Source organism: Enterococcus sp. DIV1639a (assembly GCF_050530445.1).
In the GTDB taxonomy this organism is placed as follows: Bacteria; Bacillota; Bacilli; order Lactobacillales; family Enterococcaceae; genus Enterococcus_B; species Enterococcus_B hirae.
The window spans coordinates 1,172,279-1,193,915 of the sequence record NZ_CP172886.1; the positions used below are offsets into that span (position 1 = coordinate 1,172,279).

At 37.6% G+C, this 21,637-nt stretch carries 14 protein-coding genes; all 14 read left to right on the plus strand.

The annotated features are described in order from the left end of the window. Positions 1-3 precede the first annotated feature (3 nt). The 14 genes from purM to IGJ32_RS05410 all read left to right on the plus strand — a co-directional run bounded on the left by purM (position 4) and on the right by IGJ32_RS05410 (position 21,207). Positions 4-1,047, plus strand: a complete 1,044-nt coding sequence (gene purM / locus IGJ32_RS05345; protein WP_342082097.1) for a phosphoribosylformylglycinamidine cyclo-ligase — start codon at positions 4-6, stop codon at positions 1,045-1,047. After that, on the plus strand, positions 1,044-1,637 hold the full coding sequence (gene purN / locus IGJ32_RS05350; protein WP_010719379.1) for a phosphoribosylglycinamide formyltransferase: 594 nt from the start codon (positions 1,044-1,046) through the stop codon (positions 1,635-1,637). Before purM ends, purN begins: the two co-directional genes overlap by 4 nt. After that, positions 1,630-3,165: a bifunctional phosphoribosylaminoimidazolecarboxamide formyltransferase/IMP cyclohydrolase gene (gene purH / locus IGJ32_RS05355; RefSeq protein WP_342082099.1), complete on the plus strand. Its 1,536-nt coding sequence runs from the start codon at positions 1,630-1,632 to the stop codon at positions 3,163-3,165. The genes purN and purH overlap by 8 nt, the downstream gene beginning before the upstream one ends. 17 nt (positions 3,166-3,182) lie before the next feature. After that, complete coding sequence (purD, locus tag IGJ32_RS05360; RefSeq protein WP_342082100.1) at positions 3,183-4,457, plus strand: phosphoribosylamine--glycine ligase; 1,275 nt, start codon at positions 3,183-3,185, stop codon at positions 4,455-4,457. Between the two features lie 119 nt (positions 4,458-4,576). Further along, positions 4,577-5,491 (plus strand): aldo/keto reductase, encoded by a 915-nt coding sequence (locus IGJ32_RS05365; protein ID WP_010719376.1) that lies wholly within the window; start codon positions 4,577-4,579, stop codon positions 5,489-5,491. A 108-nt stretch (positions 5,492-5,599) separates the two neighbouring features. Beyond that, a complete protein-coding gene (locus IGJ32_RS05370; RefSeq protein WP_342082101.1) occupies positions 5,600-6,115 on the plus strand; it encodes a hypothetical protein in 516 nt (171 codons plus the stop codon). Between the two features lie 217 nt (positions 6,116-6,332). After that, complete coding sequence (gene guaC, locus IGJ32_RS05375; RefSeq protein WP_010719374.1) at positions 6,333-7,310, plus strand: GMP reductase; 978 nt, start codon at positions 6,333-6,335, stop codon at positions 7,308-7,310. A 116-nt stretch (positions 7,311-7,426) separates the two neighbouring features. After that, complete coding sequence (locus IGJ32_RS05380) at positions 7,427-8,854, plus strand: PLP-dependent aminotransferase family protein (protein WP_342082117.1); 1,428 nt, start codon at positions 7,427-7,429, stop codon at positions 8,852-8,854. A 458-nt stretch (positions 8,855-9,312) separates the two neighbouring features. After that, positions 9,313-10,422 carry a pyruvate dehydrogenase (acetyl-transferring) E1 component subunit alpha gene (gene pdhA, locus IGJ32_RS05385; protein ID WP_010719372.1) on the plus strand — a complete coding sequence of 370 codons (1,110 nt, stop codon included), beginning with the start codon at positions 9,313-9,315 and terminating at the stop codon, positions 10,420-10,422. 2 nt (positions 10,423-10,424) lie between these two features. After that, a complete protein-coding gene (locus tag IGJ32_RS05390) occupies positions 10,425-11,402 on the plus strand; it encodes an alpha-ketoacid dehydrogenase subunit beta (RefSeq protein ID WP_010737448.1) in 978 nt (325 codons plus the stop codon). Between the two features lie 26 nt (positions 11,403-11,428). Beyond that, positions 11,429-13,066: a dihydrolipoyllysine-residue acetyltransferase gene (locus IGJ32_RS05395; protein ID WP_342082103.1), complete on the plus strand. Its 1,638-nt coding sequence runs from the start codon at positions 11,429-11,431 to the stop codon at positions 13,064-13,066. Positions 13,067-13,073: 7 nt separating this feature from the next. Then, positions 13,074-14,480, plus strand: coding sequence for a dihydrolipoyl dehydrogenase (gene lpdA, locus IGJ32_RS05400; protein WP_010719369.1), 1,407 nt, complete (start codon positions 13,074-13,076; stop codon positions 14,478-14,480). 338 nt (positions 14,481-14,818) lie between these two features. After that, positions 14,819-19,162, plus strand: coding sequence for a hypothetical protein (locus tag IGJ32_RS05405; RefSeq protein WP_342082104.1), 4,344 nt, complete (start codon positions 14,819-14,821; stop codon positions 19,160-19,162). Positions 19,163-19,353: 191 nt separating this feature from the next. Then, entirely contained in the window at positions 19,354-21,207 is a 1,854-nt protein-coding gene (locus IGJ32_RS05410) for a helix-turn-helix domain-containing protein (protein ID WP_342082105.1), read from the plus strand. Positions 21,208-21,637 lie beyond the last annotated feature (430 nt).

Consider the following 21,637-nt stretch of genomic DNA (forward strand, 5'->3'; position numbering starts at 1 on the left):
AACATGAGCAATGCCTATGCGAATGCTGGTGTGGATGTAGAAGCTGGCTATGAAGTAGTAGAACGAATCAAAAAACACGTGAAAAAAACAGAGCGACTAGGGGTAATGGGTGCTTTAGGCGGTTTTGGTGGCTGTTTTGATTTAAGTTCTTACCAATTAAAAGAACCAGTTTTGGTATCGGGGACAGATGGGGTAGGAACAAAATTGTTAGTAGCCATCGAAGCGGATCAACATGAAACAATCGGAATCGATTGTGTGGCGATGTGTGTCAATGATATTTTAGCTCAAGGTGCGGAACCTTTATATTTCTTAGACTATTTAGCTACTGGAAAAAATGATCCACAAAAATTAGAAAAAGTCGTCGCTGGCGTGGCGGATGGTTGTGTAGCAGGTAATCTTGCGTTGATCGGTGGCGAAACCGCAGAGATGCCAGGAATGTACGCGGAAAATGAGTATGATCTTGCTGGTTTTGCAGTTGGGGTTGCAGAAAAGTCGCAATTGATCACAGGAAGTGAAATCGAAGTTGGTGATGTTCTGTTAGGCTTACCTTCTAGCGGGATTCATTCAAACGGCTATTCATTGGTTCGGAAAGTGTTTTTTGAACAAAATAGTTACACATTAACCGATCAGATAGAGGGTCTGTCTGAAACACTGGACCGAGAATTGTTAAAGCCGACAAAAATCTATGTATCAGCTTTGCTGCCAATCATAAAAGAACAAAAGATCAAAGGTGCGGCACATATCACTGGTGGTGGATTCGTAGAAAATATTCCTCGGATGTTGCCGGAAGGAACGGCCGCGCAAATTCAATTAGGTTCATGGCCTAGCTTGCCGATTTTTGATTGTCTCCAACGTTTAGGTGAAATCCCTGAACAAGAGATGTTTGAGATTTTTAATATGGGTATTGGAATGGTTGTAGCAGTAGCAGCTTCTCAAGTCGATGAAGTCATTGAAGAAATCAATGAGCAAGGAGAAGCGGTTTATCGAATCGGTGAAGTAGTTCCCTTAAAAAATAAAACAGTGTTGTTTGATGAGGAAGAAAAATGAAGATTGCCGTATTTGCTTCAGGAAATGGCAGCAACTTTCAAGCTTTAGTTGACTATTTTCGGGAAAATAAGTTGCCAGATACCTTTGAATGGCTTTTTTGTGACCAGCCGAATGCTTTTGTCTTAGAACGGGCAGAAAAGTTACATGTACCATTTCATTTTTTTTCACCAAAAGAATTTTCATCTAAAAGAGAATATGAAGAAAAAATTTTAGAGATCCTAGTGGAAAAAGAAATTGAACTCATTGTATTAGCAGGATACATGCGGATTATTGGTCCGACTTTATTGAATGCTTATGAGTCAAGGATCATTAATATCCACCCCTCTCTTTTACCTGATTTTCCTGGCTTACATGGGATTCGTGATGCGTTTGCTGCAAAAGTCAAAGAAACAGGTATAACGATTCATTACATTGATAAAGGGATAGATACAGGACCAATCATTCACCAAGAAACCATAGAGATCACGAAAGAAGACACATTGGATAGCTTAGAAGCAAAGATTCATCAAATCGAACATCAGACCTATCCTAAAATAATCGAAGCAGTCATCAAAGAAATGCAAAAAGTGGAGGAAGAAAAAAATGACTAGAGCATTGTTAAGTGTATCGGATAAAAAAGGAATTGTTGAATTTGCCAAGGGATTACAAGCTTTGGAAATTGAGATTATTTCAACTGGGGGAACCAAAAAAGCACTTGATGAAGCGGGAATCTTAACCATCGCAATCGAAGATGTCACTGGCTTTCCTGAGATGATGGACGGACGTGTCAAAACTTTGCATCCTAAGATTCATGGGGGATTATTAGCACGTCGTGATCTTGCTAGTCACAGAGATGCAATGGCAGCTTCTGAGATTTTGCCGATTGATTTTGTTTGCGTCAATTTGTATCCTTTCAAAGAAACAATCATGAAACCGGATGTTAGTGAAAAAGAAGCCATTGAAAATATTGATATTGGTGGACCGAGTATGTTGCGTAGTGCTGCCAAAAACCATGAATTTGTCACGGCGATCGTTGATCCGAACGATTATCCAATTGTTTTAGATGAACTGAGAAATCAAGGGACTACTTCTTTAGCGACACGTCAGAAACTGGCAGCGAAAGTATTTCGTCACACAGCAGCCTATGATGCATTGATTGCTCAATATTTAACGGAGCAAGTGAAGGAAGAAAAGACGGAAAAATTGACTCTTACTTTTGAACGCAAGCAAGACCTCCGCTATGGCGAGAATAGTCATCAGCAAGCTGTCTTTTATCAATCTGCTCTACCAGAACGTTATTCGATTGCTCAAGCAAAACAGCTTCATGGAAAAGAACTATCTTTTAATAATATTCGTGATGCAGATGCTGCTTTGCGGATCATGAGTGAATACCAAGAACCAACAGTTGTAGCACTCAAACACATGAATCCTTGTGGTATTGGCTCAGCTCACACGATTTTCGATGCTTGGCTAGCAGCTTATGAAGCAGATCCTGTTTCGATTTTTGGTGGGATTGTGGTATTGAATCGGGAAGTCGATTTAGCAACAGCTCAAGAAATGCATAAACTCTTTTTAGAAATTATCATTGCACCGTCTTATACACCAGAAAGTCTAGAAGTTTTAAAAGCCAAGAAGAATTTACGATTATTAACGGTTGACTTTAACTCGCAATTAACAAAAGCATCTAATGAAATTGTTTCAGTTCTTGGAGGGTTACTCGTCCAAGAAAAAGATACAGCAATGGAAGAACCAACTACATGGCAAGTAGTAACCGATCGTCAGCCAACATCTGATGAAATGGCTGCATTAGCATTTGCTTGGAAAGCTGTTAAGCACGTCAAATCAAATGCGATCGTTGTAAGTAATCGGTATCAGACACTAGGGATTGGTGCAGGACAAATGAATCGTGTCGGTTCTGTCAAACTTGCGATTGAACAAGCTGGAGAAAAAGCACAAGCAGCTGTTTTGGCAAGCGATGCTTATTTCCCAATGGATGATTCGGTGGAATATGCAGCTAAACACGGAATCAAGGCGATCATTCAGCCTGGTGGGAGTATCAAGGATCAAGCGTCGATTGACATGGCTAATAAATATGGAATTGCCATGGTCTTTACGAACGTCCGTCATTTTAGACATTAAGATAGAAGGAGTAAGAAATGAATATATTGATCATAGGATCTGGTGGGCGTGAACATGCGATTGCGAGTAAAATCTTACAAAGTCCGCTAGTCGAAAACGTTTATTGTGCACCGGGGAATCCTGGCATGACACGTGATGGGGTCAAAATCGTTGATATTAAAGAAACTGATCATGAAGGATTGATCGAGTTTGCTAAGAAAGCGTCGATTACTTGGAGTTTTGTTGGCCCAGAAATTCCTTTGTTAAACGGGATCGTGGATGATTTCAAGCAAGCGGAATTAAAAATATTTGGTCCGACGAAAGCTGCTGCATTGATTGAAGGATCTAAGAGTTTCGCCAAAGAATTGATGGAGCGTTGTCAGATTCCAACTGCTGAATCTAAAACTTTTACCAGCTATCTTGAAGCCAAACGATATATCGAAGAGAAGGGCACCCCAATTGTGATCAAAGCGGACGGTTTAGCTGCTGGCAAAGGCGTGGTCGTAGCGATGACAAAAGCCGAAGCGTTACAGGCAGCCAGCGATATGCTGGAAAAACATCGTTTTGGACAAAGTGGACATCAAATCGTTGTGGAAGAATTTTTAGAAGGAGAAGAGTTCTCTTTGTTAGCGTTTTTGGATGGCGAAGCAGTTTATCCAATGGAAATCTCACAAGATCATAAACGAGCGTATGATGGAGATCAAGGGCCGAATACTGGGGGGATGGGTGCCTATTCTCCAGTACCTCACATTTCTGAAGCAATCATTGAAGCGGGAATCGAAAAAGTAATAAAACCTGCAGCTAAAGGGATGAGCGAAATTGGTCGTCCGTTTATCGGTGTATTGTATGCAGGATTGATCGCCACTTCAGATGGACCGAAAGTGATTGAATTTAATGCGAGATTTGGCGATCCTGAGACACAAGTCATTTTACCTCGATTGAAGAGTGACTTGGCGCAAGTGATCACTGATTTGTTAGACCATAAGCCGGTTCATTTAATTTGGGAGGAAACTGGATATCGTTTAGGGGTTGTAGTTGCAGCAGAAGGTTATCCTAATCAGTATTTAACTGCTATGGATTTGCCCGATTTTCCTGAAGAGGAGGCAACTGTCTATTATGCGGGTGTTCAAGAGGAAAAAGGAATTTTAAAAGGTTCAGGTGGTCGAATCTACTTGGTGGAGTCCTATGGGGAAACAATTGAAGAAGCGAGGGAAAAAATATACAGTGCGTTGGAATCAAAAGATACGAAGGGGACATTTTATCGGAAAGATATTGGAATGAAAGCAATCAACGTTTTTTCTAAGAATCACTAACGCAACAAAAAGGGGGATAACATTTTTTTCTTTTTTGAGAAAAAAGTGGCATGCCTCTTTTTGCCCCCTTTTTGAAGTAAATGTGTTAAAATCTAATGGGAAAGAAAGGAATGATTTTAATGAAACAGATTCAATTGGGAACTTCAAATCAAAAGGTGTCATCGGTTATTCTCGGATGTATGAGGATTAATGGCGCTGAACATCCAGAACGTATTATTGAAACTGCTTTTGATAACGGTATCAATTTTTTTGACCATGCGGATATCTATGGTGGTGGAGAATGTGAAACCATCTTTGCTAGTGCATTAGCAAAAACTTCAATAAAGAGAGAAGAGCTATTTGTTCAAACAAAATGTGGGATTGTTCCTGGTGTGATGTTTGACTTTTCCAAAAAGCACATCATTGAATCAGTAGAAGGTAGCCTCAAACGGTTAAAAATGGATTATGTTGATGCGTTGCTATTACATCGTCCCGATACCTTAGTTGAACCTGAGGAAGTGGCAGAGGCATTCGATGAATTAGAAAAGTCAGGTAAAGTACGTTATTTCGGTGTAAGTAATCAGAAACCAATGCAAGTCGAATTGCTAAAGAAATACGTCAAACAACCTTTGTTGATCAACCAATTGCAATTTGGATTGAAACATTCTGGAATGATTGATCAAGGGATCCATGTGAATATGACAGATGAAGCTAGCGTTGACCACGATGGTAGTGTCTTGGATTATTCACGTTTGAATGAAATGACGATCCAAGCATGGTCGCCTTATCAATATGGTTTTTTTGAAGGGGTATTTATCGGTAACGAAAAGTTTCCTAAATTGAATCAAAAATTAGCAGAACTTGCTGAAAAATATCATACAACGCCAACAGGTTTAGCTTCAGCTTGGATTTTACGCCATCCTGCGAATATCCAAGTGATTGCAGGAACGATGAATGTAGGGCGAATCAAGGAAATTGCACAAGCATCAGACGTTGAACTGAGTCGTGAAGACTGGTATGCGCTGTATCGCGAAGCTGGCAATATCCTACCATAGACATGAAAAAACATTTAATGAAACAGTCATTAGTTGCTTGTTCGCTAATGACTTCTACATATATTGATGCGAGAAACGTCACTAAGAATCTACGAAAAGGGGAGTAAAATGGGATATCTAAATAAATGGGACAATAATTCGTCAATGCCAGAAAGTGAGCTAAACGCTCATAGAGCAGCGTATGAAAATGTCAGTGATGGTAAAGAAGCGAAAGGCAATCTAAAACTAGACCCCCAACGCTATAGTCTTGGAGTAATGACACACGCAATAAATAAAACGAAATCTGCAAAATCAAATAAACCTAATAGAGCTCTACCTGGAATGATCCAAGAAATAGCGCAAAGCTATTTTAGCCCTAAAGTACTTGCTGGTATGGAGAAATTCAAAAAGGATAGAGAAAAAGAGCTAGAACAAAGTTCGAACATTTCGCAAACAAAGTTATCTAAAGATAAAGAAAACCCTGATAATGAAAATCAAGTTTATAAAAGGTTGAATGCCATTATCTCTGGCGCTAAACAGACACTCGTTCAAACCGGAACTCTGAATAAAAACGATCAAGAGAAAACCAACCAATCAAAAGAAGCTGGAAATCAACAAAAGAATGAACCACCTGGTAGAGATTGAATAGCTATAAGCGACAAACAGCTGATTGTTTATTTGTCGAAAAGTTTGATGGCTAGACAGTGTTATTTCAGATTAAGGAGTTTTTATTTTTTTGTTTATATTCCCCTTGATTTTTTAGTTTAAATACGGTAAATTACATAAGGTGCTAAAAATAAACACCCAAAAAGCAAATAATGTTCGTGTTTTACTGAATTCGAACATCAGGAGGATCATGTCCATGAAAGTGTTTGATTACGAAGATATCCAACTCATTCCTAATAAATGTATTGTAAGTAGCCGTTCAGAATGTAACACGACAGTGACACTAGGAAAGCATACTTTTAAAATGCCTGTTGTCCCTGCGAATATGCAAACGATCATCGATGAGTCAATTGCACAATTTTTAGCAGAAAATGGTTACTTCTATATTATGCATCGATTTGATGAAGCAGCAAGAATCCCCTTTGTGCAAAAAATGAAGGAGCAACAATTGATTACTTCAATCAGTGTTGGCGTAAAACAAGAAGAATATTCATTTGTTGAAGAATTAGCACAGTTAAATTTAGTTCCTGATTATATCACAATTGATATTGCGCACGGTCATTCAAATGCGGTGATTGAAATGATCCAACATATCAAAAAACATTTACCAGAAACGTTCGTTATTGCAGGAAACGTTGGTACACCAGAAGCTGTTCGGGAATTAGAAAATGCCGGAGCTGATGCAACAAAGGTTGGAATTGGACCTGGTAAAGTTTGTATCACAAAAATCAAAACCGGTTTTGGTACCGGTGGTTGGCAACTTGCTGCCTTAAGATGGTGTGCGAAAGCTGCCAGAAAACCGATTATTGCTGATGGGGGTATTCGTACCCATGGTGATATTGCAAAATCCGTTCGTTTTGGCGCAACAATGGTTATGATCGGTTCGCTATTTGCCGGACATGAAGAATCGCCTGGTGAGACAATGGTGGAAAATGGCGTAGTGTACAAAGAATACTTCGGCTCTGCCTCCGAGTTTCAAAAAGGTGAAAAGAAAAATGTAGAAGGTAAGAAAATTTGGATCCAACATAAAGGGTCTTTGAAAGACACGTTGGTTGAAATGCAACAAGATTTACAATCTTCTATTTCTTATGCGGGTGGGAAAGATATTGAAGCTATTCGCAAAGTAGATTATGTGATTGTTAAAAACTCCATTTTTAACGGAGATACCATTTAATAGCTATTAAAAAGCAAAGTAGATGCTCTCGCATCATGCTTTGCTTTTTCTTTGCTTTTCGATCCCTTTTTTATAAGATAAAATAGGCAGTAGAAGAAAGAGGAATGGAGAAGAACATGTGGGAAGTCATAGATAAGAAACAAAGACCAATTTATCGACAAATTATGGATCAGGTGATGAAAAATATTGAAAATGGGAATTTAGATCCCAACGTACCATTGCCCTCTGAAAGAAAATTGGCAGTTATTTTTCAAACAAATCGCACCACTGTGGTTCGAGCGTTGGATGAATTACGAGATATTGGCGTTCTTATCAGTCGCCGAGGCAGTGGACGCTTTGTGAATCAAACCGAATGGGGGCGGTATTCTGTCCCGAGAGTGAATTGGCGCGAATTATTTTCCCAACGCTATGAACAAATCGATGATAGTTATGAAAAAATGATCGAAGTAGGAAAACTGAACCCTTATTTTCTCGATTTATTTTCGAGCGAGATGCCTACAGACTTATTACCAAACGTTCAATTTCCAGCATACTCAATGAATGAGATTATTGAAAAAGAGCAACAAATCACCTGTCTAGGTTATCTTCCATTAGTAGCAAAAATAAAAAATTACTTGATCGAAAAATTTTATTTTGATTTTACTAAAACGCAATTATTAGTTACGAGTGGGGGTCAACAGGCTATTTTTCTAATTTTACAGACGATTTTATCTAGTGGTGATGCTATTGCGGTAGAAGCGCCTTCGTTTTTTTATCGTTTGTCCTTATTTAAAGCGACAGGGATTCGTCTATTTGGTGTACCCATGGATAGCGAAGGTATTGAGCTGGATAAGCTAGAAGTGTTGATCAAGAAAAATAAATTGAAAGCTGTCTTAGTCAATCCAAACTTTCAAAATCCAACAGGGAAAGTGATGTCCCAAAAACGTCGCGAAGCATTAGTGACCCTTTGTCGCAACTATCAATTACCGATCATTGAAGACGACGTTTTTAGTGACTTATCCTTTCATGATAGTGAAAAGCATAAACCAACTGCGATTCATTCGATTGATCCGGAAAACGTCTTATATGTCGGATCATTATCTAGGGTATTAGGACAAACGACCAAGATAGGTTGGATCGTTGGGCTGCGTTCCTTTATCGACCGCTTAGCGAAAGCGCAGGAAATGATGGAATTTTCGATGAGCATCTTTCCCCAAAATGTGGCGATGACTGTATTTGAAGAAAGTTATAGCACAAAGATCGCCATTGTGAGGGAAGAATTATACAAAAGAAGTTTGACACTGGTTGAATGGGAAAAAACGCAAAACTTTTTTGAAGTCTGGCCCATTTATGGTGGGTACTATGCGTGGATTACGTGGAAAGGACAGCAATTGACAAGAGATATTGCGGAAGAATTGATCCGCTCAGGGTTAGGCATTGCACCAAGTTTTTTGTTTGGAGAAGAGACCAACGGGTTGCGTATCAATTTTAGTCGTTTAACTGAAGAAAGGCTGCCATTTTTTCAAGCGGAAATGGCAAAATTAGCAAAACGTTTATCCGTTTAATTCATGATCAAAAGAGCAGGTTCATGTGCAACAGTTAAGGAGATTCCTTGCTGTTGCTTTTTAATTGAAAAAAATACACATATAGTAGAAAATTAAAAGAGGGATGATTGTAAAGAAAATCACTAATTAATAAAAAAATTTTTCTGTTTGTTGGAATAAGGTATAACAATGTGCGGATTCAATGATAACAGTAGAGAGGAGTAGATAGAAAATCAGGACTAATTTTGTACAAAAGATGTAAACCGCTTTCTTGATTGTGATGTTGTTCACTATTTGCGTGGTTAAGCGGATTATTACAAATTTTTAAAAACGTGAATTTTTTTGCTTTTAGCTTGTATTTCTTAATGATCCATGATAATTTATAAAAGAAGACGGTTGGATATTGATACAGTTTATATATCTGTTTCAATCGCAGAAAGATGAGATTTTCTTATATGATGAGAGAGGAATGTGTACAAATGGCAAAAAAGAAATTACCACTAGACTTTAATGCGTTATTAGATGAAGTCAATTCAGATTTTCCAGTATACCAAGCGCTTGACCAAAATGGTAAAGTAGTAAACCCTGATCTTGTTCCTGATTTATCAGATGAACAATTAGTAGAATTAATGACTAGCATGGTTTGGTCTCGTGTATTAGACCAACGCTCAACAGCTTTAAACCGTCAAGGACGTCTAGGATTCTTTGCACCGACAGCTGGTCAAGAAGCTAGCCAACTTGCAAGTGCATTTGCTTTTGAAAAAGAAGACGTATTACTTCCTGGTTACCGTGATGTCCCCCAATTAGTAAAACATGGATTGCCTTTAGCACAAGCTTTCTTATGGTCACGAGGACATGCGGCAGGGAATTTTTATCCAGAAGAATTGAAAGCTCTACCACCACAAATCATTATTGGTGCGCAGTACATCCAAGCAGCTGGTGTGGCTTTAGGATTGAAAAAACGAAACAAAAAAAATGTGGTCTTCACTTATACAGGTGACGGCGGCTCTTCTCAAGGTGATTTCTATGAAGCAATCAACTTTGCTGGAGCTTATCATGCAAATGCTGTATTTTATATCCAAAACAATGGCTTTGCGATCTCAACACCTCGTGAAAAACAAACAGCTGCTAAAACATTAGCGCAAAAAGCTGTGGCAGCCGGGATTCCAGGGATCCAAGTAGATGGTATGGATCCATTAGCAGTTTATACAGTATCTAAAATGGCACGTGATTGGGCAATCAACGGGAATGGTCCAGTCTTGATTGAGACATTGACTTACCGTTATGGTCCGCATACTTTATCAGGAGATGACCCAACTCGTTACCGTTCAAAAGAAACAGATGACGAATGGCAGAAAAAAGATCCATTGATCCGTTTCCGTAACTACCTAACAGAAAAAGGTCTATGGTCAGAAGAAAAAGAAGAACAAGTAATTGAACAAACAAAAGAGGAAATCAAAGCAGCGATTGCTGAAGCAGATAAGATTCCAAAACAAAAAGTTTCTGATTTCTTAAAAAATATGTTTGAAGTGGCACCACAATCAATTAAAGAGCAAATTGCAATCTATGAAGCGAAGGAGTCGAAATAATCATGGCACAAAAAACAATGATTCAAGCAATCACAGATGCCCTAGCACTTGAACTTGAAAATGATGAGAACGTAATCGTTTTTGGTGAAGATGTTGGGAAAAACGGTGGAGTTTTCCGTGCAACGGAAGGATTGCAAGAAAAATTTGGCGAAGAACGCGTTTTCGATACCCCATTAGCTGAATCAGGGATTGCTGGTATGAGTTTTGGGTTAGCTTTAGAAGGTTTTCGTCCAGTACCTGAAATTCAGTTCTTTGGATTTATTTTTGAAGCCATGGATGAAGTAGTCGCACAAATGGCACGTACAAGATATCGAATGGGTGGGACTAGAAATCTACCGATTACGATTCGTTCACCATTTGGTGGTGGGGTTCACACACCAGAACTTCATTCAGATAACTTAGAAGGATTGATTGCTCAATCTCCAGGAATTCGCGTAGTCATTCCATCAAATCCTTATGATGCAAAAGGATTATTGATCTCTTCTATCCGCAGCAATGACCCAGTTGTATTTTTGGAACATATGAAACTTTATCGTTCATTCCGTGAAGAAGTTCCAGATGAAGCTTATGAAGTACCATTGGACAAAGCGGCAATTACTCGTGAAGGAACAGACGTTTCAATCATTACCTATGGCGCAATGGTTCGTGAAGCGATCAAAGCAGCTGACAATCTTGCGAAAGAGGATATTTCAGTAGAAGTCGTTGACCTAAGAACAGTCGCACCGCTAGATATTGACACAATCATTCAATCAGTTGAGAAAACTGGTCGTGTGGTAGTCGTTCAAGAAGCGCAACGACAAGCAGGTGTAAGTGCCCAAGTGATTGCTGAAATCTCAGAACGTGCGATCCTTTCATTAGAAGCACCAATTGGACGTGTAGCAGCACCAGATACTGTTTTTCCATTTGGACAAGCTGAAAACATCTGGTTACCAAATGCGGCTGATATTGAAGCAAAAGTCAAAGAAATTGCAGAATTCTAAGAAATAAGAAGGGACGTAAGTAAATCATGGCATACCAATTTAAATTACCTGACATTGGTGAAGGAATCGCAGAAGGCGAAATCGTCAAATGGTTTGTCAAGCCAGGCGATACCATCAATGAGGATGATACGTTATTAGAAATTCAAAATGATAAATCAGTAGAAGAAATTCCATCCCCAGTTACTGGGACAGTGAAAAACGTCATCGTACCTGAAGGAACAGTCGCGAATGTTGGCGATGTACTGGTAGAAATCGATGCACCAGGACATGAAGACAATGAAACAAGTGGCGATGCTGGAGTAGCAGCGAAAGAGCAAACACCTGAACATCCAGCTGCTGAACCAACTGAAGCTAGTGCCGATGGTGGGGTCTTTGAATTTAAATTACCCGATATTGGTGAAGGAATCGCAGAAGGTGAAATCGTTAAATGGTTTGTGAAACCAGGCGATACCATCAATGAAGATGACACATTGTTAGAAGTACAAAACGATAAATCGGTAGAAGAAATCCCGTCGCCAGTGACTGGAACGGTTAAAAACATCTTGGTATCAGAAGGAACAGTTGCAACTGTTGGTGATGTATTAGTAGAAATCGATGCACCAGGACATAATAGTGCGCCTTCTACTACATCAGAAAAAACAGCTGAATCAACTGATGCTAAAGTAGAAACTTCTGGTTCAGCATCAGTAGCTGAGGCAGCTGATCCTAACAAACGTGTTTTGGCTATGCCATCAGTTCGACAATTTGCTCGTGAAAAAGATGTGGATATCACACAAGTCACTGCAACTGGTAAAGGTGGACGTGTGACAAAAGAAGATATTGAAAGCTATCTATCAGGAGGGCATGCGAGTCAAACAGCATCAGCTGAACCAGCTGCACCTGCGACAGAAAAAGCGGTTGAAGCGAAAGCTGAAAGCAAGCCAGCAACACCAGCAAAAGCGTTCAAATCTAATTTAGGCGAATTAGAAGAACGTGTAGCAATGACACCGACACGTAAAGCGATTGCTAAAGCAATGGTTAATAGCAAGCAAACAGCGCCACATGTTACTTTACATGACGAAGTAGAGGTTTCTAAACTTTGGGATAATCGTAAGAGATTTAAAGAAGTGGCAGCTGCGAATGGGACAAAATTGACTTTCTTGCCATACGTGGTAAAAGCATTAACTGCTACTGTGAAGAAATTCCCTATTTTGAATGCGTCAATTGATGATGCGAACCAAGAAATCGTTTATAAAAATTACTATAACATCGGAATTGCAACTGATACAGATCATGGCTTGTATGTACCAAATGTAAAAGATGCAGACCGTAAAGGCATGTTTGCGATTGCGGATGAAATCAATGAAAAAGCAAAACTAGCTCATGAAGGTAAATTAGCAGCTGAAGATATGCGAAATGGCACTATTACGATCAGTAACATTGGTTCTGTAGGTGGCGGTTGGTTTACACCAGTAATCAACTACCCTGAAGTAGCAATTTTAGGTGTGGGAACAATTGCACAACAACCGATCGTTAATGGTGAAGGTGAAATTGTTGTTGGACGAGTGATGAAACTTTCCTTAAGCTTTGATCACCGTATCGTAGACGGAGCGACAGCTCAACAAGCAATGAACAATATCAAACGACTTTTAGCTGATCCTGAGTTATTGATGATGGAAGGATGATAAACAAATGGTAGTTGGAGATTTTGCTGTAGAATTAGACACAGTTGTAATCGGTGCGGGACCTGGTGGCTATGTTGCTGCCATCCGTGCTGCTGAAATGGGACAAAAAGTGGCAATCATTGAAAGAGAATACATCGGTGGTGTTTGTTTAAACGTTGGTTGTATTCCTTCAAAAGCGCTGATTGCTGCAGGACATCATTATCAAGAATCTCTTGATTCAACTTTATTCGGTGTCACGAGTGAAAATGTCACACTTGATTTTGCAAAAACACAAGACTGGAAAGAAAATAAAGTAGTGAAAACACTGACTTCTGGTGTTGGCTTCTTATTGAAAAAACACAAGGTAGAAACAATCGAAGGCGAAGCATTCTTCGTCGATGATCATACATTGCGTGTGATCCATCCCGATTCTGCTCAAACGTATTCTTTCAATAACGCAATCATTGCCACTGGCTCCCGTCCGATCGAAATCCCAGGATTCAAGTTTGGCGGACGTGTACTTGACTCAACAGGCGGCTTAGCTCTAAAAGAAGTACCAAAAAAATTCGTCATTATTGGTGGCGGAGTTATTGGAGCAGAATTAGGTGGAGCCTATGCTAACTTAGGTGCTGAGGTAACGATTCTTGAAGGTTCCCCTCAAATTTTACCTACCTATGAAAAAGATATGGTGAAATTAGTGGAAGACGACTTCAAGAAAAAAGGTGTGACAATCGTAACCAATGCAATGGCGAAAGAAGCTGTTGATAATGGGGACAGTGTGACAGTCAAATATACTGTAGACGGTAAAGAAGAAACAGTGACAGCAGATTATGTTATGGTAACAGTTGGCCGTCGTCCAAATACTGACGATATGGGATTAGAACAAGCGGGTGTCGAAGTCGGTGAACGTGGATTGATTCCAGTGGATCAACAAGGGCGTACGAATGTGCCAAACATTTTTGCAATTGGGGATATCGTACCAGGTGCTGCTTTAGCGCATAAAGCAAGTTATGAAGCAAAAATTGCTGCAGAAGCTATCTCAGGTAAGAAAGTAGCAGTTGACTATAAAGCAATGCCTGCGGTTGCCTTTACAGATCCAGAATTAGCTTCTGTTGGGATGACGATCAAAGAAGCAAAAGAAGCTGGTATTGAAGCTACTGCATATAAATTTCCGTTTTCAGGAAATGGACGGGCGTTATCGCTTGCAAAAACAGAAGGTTTTATCCGTTTAGTGACGACCAATGAAGACAATGTCATCATTGGAGCGCAAATCGGTGGTGTAGGTGCTAGTGATATGGTTTCTGAGCTTGCTTTAGCCATTGAATCAGGAATGAATGCCGAAGACATTGCGTTAACGATCCATCCACATCCATCGCTAGGTGAAATTACGATGGATGCTGCTGAACTCGCTTTAGGTTTACCAATCCATATTTAATTTAGCAATTGGGATATTTTATCCGAACTGTTTCAAAAAAAGTATGGACGCTGGCGATAGTTACCAGGTTAAAAACATCTTTTTGACAAATTGAATTGATACATGATCGATGAAACATCAAAGTTAGCAAAAACTGCTAGCTTTGATGTTTTTTTTGTGGTCTTTTCAAAACCTCTTTTTCTGAAAAAAGAAAAAAGAAAGTCAAGCTTTTTGAAAGAGGGTGTTAGAATAAATGTGGTAAAAGCAATCAGGTCAGCATATTTCTATATCAATGATTTAACTAGCGGAACTAGTTGTTTACTAATTAATTTTTAATCACTTTAAAGGAGATTGACTTTGTGAGAAAAGAAACGATTAAAACACTTCAAGGAGACTGTCATGAGAATGAAAAGAATAATGAAATTGGCGGTCCTAACAATTCAATTAAAAAGAGAAATGAAAGGATTATAGAAGCATACAAAACAGAAAATACATCGATAGCAGGACTTGCTGAGCGATTTGGAGTATCAAAGAGAACCATTGGAAATGTAACACATAGTCTAAAAGAGCAAAATCTGCAACAGCAAAGCTTAACGAATGAGACAACTAAAGAAAAGGAAGAGAGCAATAATCAAAATATCGAAGCATATTTAGCAGAAGACTTGTGGATAAGTAAACTTGTTAATAAATTTAACGGATCAGCGAGAACCATTTTGATGAAAATAAAGAAAGTAAGAGAACAGAAGGAAGAGATGCAGTATAAAACATCGTCAGAAAATGAAATTTTACAGTTAGATAGAAATAGTTTTGAGCAAAGGGAAGAGTTAGTGAAGCAACAAGAGCTGATTTCAGAAGTTCCTCTAAAAGATGAGCTGGAACAGGTACATCCTGCTCAGCCAAGGCCTTTAGAGGACAAAGTCGCTTCATTAAGAAAACAAAAAAGTGTTGATCATGACAGCCAGTCAAAAAAATACAATCTCAATGACAGTTCAAGCAGAAAAAGAAAGATGCAAGAAAATAAGGACCCAGAAAAGTTTTCACTATCGGCGTTCCCAATTGATAAAAATAGTTTGAAAACATCGAGTGTGAAACCTAAGAAGCCAAAGAAATCTCATGTACTTCATGAAGTAGAAGAATATTCACCCAAACTATCACAAATAAGCAAACAAATACATACAACAGAGAATGAGCATTTAATTGATGAGAACCAACAGGATAAACTTCAAGACATCGGTCCTCAACAAAATAAAAACTTTTCTTTATCACTTCCTTTACCAAATAAATTGGAGGAAGCAACAAGTAGTGAGAATCATATCTTCAATAGCAAACAAGTGCAAGTAACTGGAAGTCATCTAAGAGAAAATCAAGAGGAACATCCAATTTTATCAGAGACAGAAGGTGAATTTGGAAATAGCTTGTTCGATAGTTTATCTGATTTTGACTATTCAAATGAGTCCAATGAAGAACGTTCGTTTTTTCAAAATTCAGCAAATTTATTCGGTGAATTGTCAAATCATAATTTCACGACAGACGAAATAGTGGAAGCATTAATGGAAATTGATGAGACGTTAGACTCAGCAAAAAATCTAGTGGACTATGTGAACGGATCGAATGAACTTCCAAAACAATCTAATAATGATTTATTCGAAGATTTATCAAATGATAGTCTCACGACAGACGAAATAGTGGAAGCGTTAATGGAAATTGACGAGACGTTAGACTCAGGAAAAAATCTAGTGGACTATGTGAACGGATCGAATGAACTCCCAAAACAATCTAATAACGATTTATTCGATGATTCATCAAATGATAGTCTCACGACAGACGAAATAGTGGAAGCGTTAATGGAAATTGATGAGACGTTAGACTCAGGAAAAAATCTAGTGGACTATGTGAACGGATCGAATGAACTCCCAAAACAATCTAATAATGATTTATTCGAAGATTCATCAAATGATAATCTCATGACAGACGAAATAGTGGAAGCGTTAGTGGAAGTTGATGAGACGTTAGACTCAGCAAAAAATCTAGTGGACTATGTGAACGGATCGAATGAACTTCCAAAACAATCTAATAATGATTTATTCGAAGATTTATCAAATGATAGTCTCACGACAGACGAAATAGTGGAAGCGTTAATGGAAATTGATGAGACGTTAGACCCAGCAAAAAATCTAGTGGATTATGTGAACGGATCGAATGAACTTCCAAAACAATCTAATAATGATTTATTCGATGATTCATCAAATGATAATCTCATGACAGAAGAAATAACGGAAATATTAATGAGATTTGATGAGACATTAAACTCAGGAAAAAAACCAATGAAGTATGTAATGGAATTAAGTGAACGTCAAGAATCGAACAAATTATTCGATGAATCGTCAAATAGTCAACAGGTAGAATATCCTATAATGGAACAAACAATGGCAGGAAAAGCAGTTAATCAGCCTGGTTCGGAAAATAATCAAGTAAACTTTATAGAGGATCAGAATCAGGAATATCTGATTGATGAAGAAAAACATCCCCAGAATCCGCATAACATACATAATGATAGGGGCACAGGTGAGTTTATACAAAAGAAACAGGATAAGAGTATAAAAAATTCAGAAAACACCCCAGTGAATCAGAATCAGGAAACGGCGCTTGATGAAGAAAGACATCCAAAAAGAGCTGCTGCTCATTTATCTGAGAATCTACATAGTATACAAAACTTAGAAAGTAACCTAGGGCATCAAACAACCAAACAAACGGATAAGCAGACTATTCCTCAAACGGGGTATATTCTTGATCCTGTTCTTCCACAAAATGTCACTAAGAATAATTATTTAGAATATATTCAACTATATCAATCTATTCAGTCGACCATCAAAATAGAGACATTTTGTGACATAATGGAATTGTCACAAGATACATTTCAAGAGTTGCTTAAAGAAGCTGTTCCAGCTGAGTCAACTAATAGTGAATTAGGATATATAGAGAATAAAAGGGAAATTATACCGAGAGAATATAAATTAGAAAAGATCAATTTATATCTCAATTCTCAACATTCTTACGAATCTAAACGGCAGTTTTGTGATAAGAACAATTTAGACTATGATTCCTTTAGATCTTGGATAAGGGAACATAAAAAGGGGGAATTACCTCGTCAATCAATATCGACTATTGAAGAATTGATCAGTAGGGAACAAGATGGGAGAAATCTGTATTGTACTGCTAAGGTTAAGAAAGCCTGTGTACTTTTATGGAGAAGTAAGCGAATAGCACACAAGGTATTGTGTAAAAAATTGAACATTTCTGATGCGACTTTAAGAACTTGGAATAATAGATACGACCAGGCACGTGGTAAGAAGCAGGAGTTAATAACAACTCTCACAGAATTAAAAGAAAGGAAGTTAAAGCTAGGAAAGCTGTGTTGTACGGAGGAAGTTAAAAGAGAATGTGTTCTTTTATATAAGAATCAAGAAATGTCCATAGAGCAATTATGTAAGATTTATCATTTGACTCCGAATACGGTTAATGCTTGGATCGAAGAATATGACCGATTACTCCAAAATTCAGAAAGAACATCCCAAGCACGCCAAACTTTTTCAACTAATGTCGGGAATGCTAAATTTACAACAGTAGACAATAATGCGAGGTTAGCTCATGAACAAGGTAAGAGTCAAGGCAATCAAAGGATGCAACATAGTATACAAAACTTAGAAAGTAACCTAGGGGATCAAACAACCAAACAAACGGATAAGCAGCTTAATCCTCCAGCGAGGCACTCTCTTGACCCTGTTCTTCCACAAAAAGTCAATCAATCATACACTAAAAATGATTATTTAAAATATATTCAACTATACCAATCCATTCAAACGACCATCAAAATAGAGACATTTTGTGACATAATGGAATTGTCACAAGATACATTTCAAGAGTTGCTTAAAGAAGCTGTTCCAGCTGAGTCAACTAATAGTGAATTAGGATATATAGAGAATAAAAGGGAAATTATACCGAGAGAATATAAATTAGAAAAGATCAATTTATATCTCAATTCTCAACATTCTTACAAATCTAAACGGCAGTTTTGTGATAAGAACAATTTAGACTATAGTTCCTTTAGTTCTTGGATAAAGGAACATAAAAAGGGGTATTTAACTCGTAAATCAATCTCTACTATCGAAGAATTGATCAGTAGGGAACGAAATGGGAGAAATCTGGATTGTACCGCTAAGGTTAAGGAAGCCTGTGTACTTTTATGGAGAGGTTGCTCAATGACTAAGACTGAATTAAGTAACAAATTGAACATCAATGATATGGTTGTAAGATCTTGGGAAGATAGGTACAACCGGGCACATGGAAATGAGCAGAAGAAAATAATAACAACTCTCTCAGAATTAGAAAATAGGGATTTAAAGTTCAGGTATTTGAGTTGTACGGAGAAAGTCAAAAAAGAATGTATTCTTTTATTAAATGATACAAAAAATACCAAGGGACGAATATGTCAAAAGTATCATTTGAACGTTAAAACATTTTATAATTGGTACAATAAATATAAACCACTACTTAATGGTGCAGAAAAAGATTCAAAAGAACGCCAAACTTTTTCAACCAATGTCGGGAATGCTAAAATTACAGCAGCAGACAATAATGCGAGGTTAGCCAATGAGCAAAATAAGAGTCCAAATTTATTCTTGGGTAATCAAAAGATCCAATAAAATTCTAATAAGTTAATTATAGGTAAAGTGGAATGAACGTTAAATATAATTGAAATAAATTAAACAATTACTTTGAAAAAAACAATAGTTGGATCTTGATCGAACATTTTTTTCTAAAAAGGAGAAAGAATAAACTATTTGCTAGAAAATTTGATATTAAAATAGATAAATAATTAGAAAAGGAGATTACTATGGAAAATGAATGGACGGAACAACGATACATAACAAAGAATGTAATAGGTTCCAATGGAAATGGGCAACAGTCATATGGTGAGCTAGGACAAGATAATCATCTGGTTAATGAGTCCAGTCCGGAGGAGGAGCTAGTAAGTCACATAATCAACCAAGGTCCTCCAACTATTCAAGAATTAGAAGCGGCGTATACTCTTTTTTCTAATCTTGAACCAAAGGAGCAAAGGATAGGGCAAATAGAGGAACAAGGAATAAAAGATGTCAATATGTTTGATTCAGGAAATAAGCGAGTGCACCCTAGATCAGACGAAAACGTGGGATATCCAAAAAGGCTAAAAGGCGCAAATAACCATTTATTTAATGAGCGAGACACCATAAATGATTCACAATTCCCACCTCAAACGACAAGAGAATCGGTCAATAAGCCCAGTCCAGAAGAAGACCTAGTACGCTACGTGTTCGAACTGGGTCCTCTGACTCGTCAAGAATTAGAATTAGCCGATACTCTTTTTTCTAATCATGAAACAAAAGAGCAAAGGATAGCCGAGGAGAGGAAAGGACAAACAGAGGGACAAGAAATAGAAACTGGAAATATGTTTGATCTGGAAAATAATCGAATGAACTCTGTAGTGGGCCAAAATTCGGAATCTTCGATTGATGAAGAAAAACATCTCCAGAATCCGCATAGCGTACATAATGATAGGGACACAAGTGACTTTACACAAAAGAACATACAAGACAAGAGTACGAAAAATTCAGAAAGCACCCCAGTGAATCAGAATCAGGAAACGGTGCTTGACAAAGAAAGACATCCAAAAAGAGCTACTGCTCATTTATCTGAGGGTCTACATAATATACAGCACTTAGAAAGTCAAACAACCAAACAAACCGATAAGCAGCTTAATCCTCAAACGAGGCACTCTCTTGACCTAGTTCTTCCACAAAAAGCCAATCAATCAGACACTAAGAATGATTATTTAGAATATATCCAACTGTATCAATCCATTCAGTCGACCATCAAAATAGAGACATTTTGTGACATAATGGAATTGTCAGAAGATATATTTCAAGGGTTGCTTAAAGAAGCTGTTCCAGATGAGTCAACCAATAGTGAAATAAGATATCCAAGGGATAAAAGAATAGTTTTCCCGAAAGAATACAAATTGGAAAATGTTAAATTATATCTTAATTCTAAACATTCTTACCATTCTATCACTTATTTTTGTTATAAGAAAAATTTACCCTATATGCCCTTTCTAAATTGGCTCAAAGAGTATACAGAGGGGAAATTAACTCGTGAATCAATATCGACTATCGAAGAATTAATAAGTAGCAAACAAACTGATGGGTATCTGGATTGTACTGATAAAGTGAAGGAGACCTGTGTACTTTTATGGAGAGGTTGCTCAAAGACTAAGACTGAATTATGTGACAAATTGAACATCACTGATGGGGTTTTAAGAGCTTGGATGGATAAATACAATCAAGCACATAGAAATCAGCAGAAGAATATAATAACGACTCTTACAGAATTAAAAGAAAGGAAGCTAAATTCAGGAAAGCTGTGTTGTACGAATGAAGTTAAAATAAAATTAGTTCTTTTATATAAGAATCGAGAAATGTCCGTGAAGCAATTATGTAAGATTTATCATTTGAATCCGAAAACGGTTTATAACTGGATCAAGAACTATGACCGATTACTCCAAAATTCAGAAAGAACATCCCAAGAACGCCAAACTTTTTCAACCAATGTCGGGAATGCTAAAATTACAGCAGCAGACAATAATGCGAGGTTAGCCAATGAGCAAAATAAGAGTCCAAATTTAGTCTTGGGTAATCAAAGGATTCAATAAAATTCTAGCCAGTTAATCACAAGTAAAATTGGAATGAACATTAGATACAATGAAAATAAACCGACAAATTATGTTGACCAAGTCCAATGGATTAATCTTGGTCGAACATTTTTTTCTCAAAAGAAGAAAAAGTAAACTATTTGTTAGAACATTCGATGTTAAAATAGATAAATAATAAATGAATAAAAAAGGAAATGATTATGGAAAAGAAGTCAAATTCCTTAGATTGCATTATATGAACGTTTATAAGTCCCTGATAGTATTTTTAGCGGCTGGACAAAAGCTATAGTTAAGTTGTTATTAAACAGAAACTCACAAAAACGGTAAACTTGTTTTATAAATATTGAATACAACAAAGATTTAGCAGCAAAAATAATAATTGAAGCTCTATTAGCAACGTGACTGACTTAAATTTATTTGCTGAAAAAAA